The sequence below is a fragment of the Stenotrophomonas sp. YIM B06876 genome (assembly GCF_030711595.1).
GTDB lineage: Bacteria > Pseudomonadota > Gammaproteobacteria > Xanthomonadales > Xanthomonadaceae > Stenotrophomonas.
Window position 1 is genome coordinate 1 of sequence record NZ_JAUJUJ010000452.1, and the last position, 649, is coordinate 649.

A 649-nucleotide genomic window follows, 5' to 3' on the forward strand; every position below is an offset into this window, starting at 1 on the left:
TCGCCGCTGAAGCGCTTGTCGGCCCCCGTGGTGGGCGCACCTTGCAGGCCCTGGCTCCACAGCTCGCGTGCCTGCTCCATGTATTGCTGCTGCAGCGCCTGCAATTTTTCTGTGGAAAAATGCAGCGCCGGGACGGCTGGCGTCTTGCCCAGGCCCGTGCCCTGGAACGATTGCAGCGCACGCGACCAGCTTTCGCCGAAAATCTGCTGGAATTGCTGGGCACCTTGGGCCCAGGCTGAATCAGAATCCATGCTGCCTCCTCGAGTGCGGGGCATTCGTCCACTGCGTGGCATGCGCCCCATTTGTTGCCGACCACGCAGCTATGGTAACGCCCTGGCATGGCACGGCCGCCCCTTTCTCCCCTTACCTGGAATCCTGATGTATCTGGTTGTTATCGCTTGGCTTNGTGCGGGGCATTCGTCCACTGCGTGGCATGCGCCCCATTTGTTGCCGACCACGCAGCTATGGTAACGCCCTGGCATGGCACGGCCGCCCCTTTCTCCCCTTACCTGGAATCCTGATGTATCTGGTTGTTATCGCTTGGCTTTATGTCGCTCTCATGGCCGCCGTGGCCGAAGCCACGAGCAGCACCGGCTCGGTGCTGGGCGCCGTCATCACCTTCGTGCTCTACGGGCTGCTGCCGCTGTCC

General features: G+C 62.5%; 1 protein-coding gene. It reads right to left on the reverse strand.

Going from position 1 to position 649, the window contains the following annotated elements; all coding sequences use genetic code 11:
- On the reverse strand, positions 1–251 hold a 251-nt coding region (locus QZH66_RS17895), incomplete at its 3' end, for a hypothetical protein (protein ID WP_305807157.1).
- Positions 252–649: the final 398 nt, after the last annotated feature.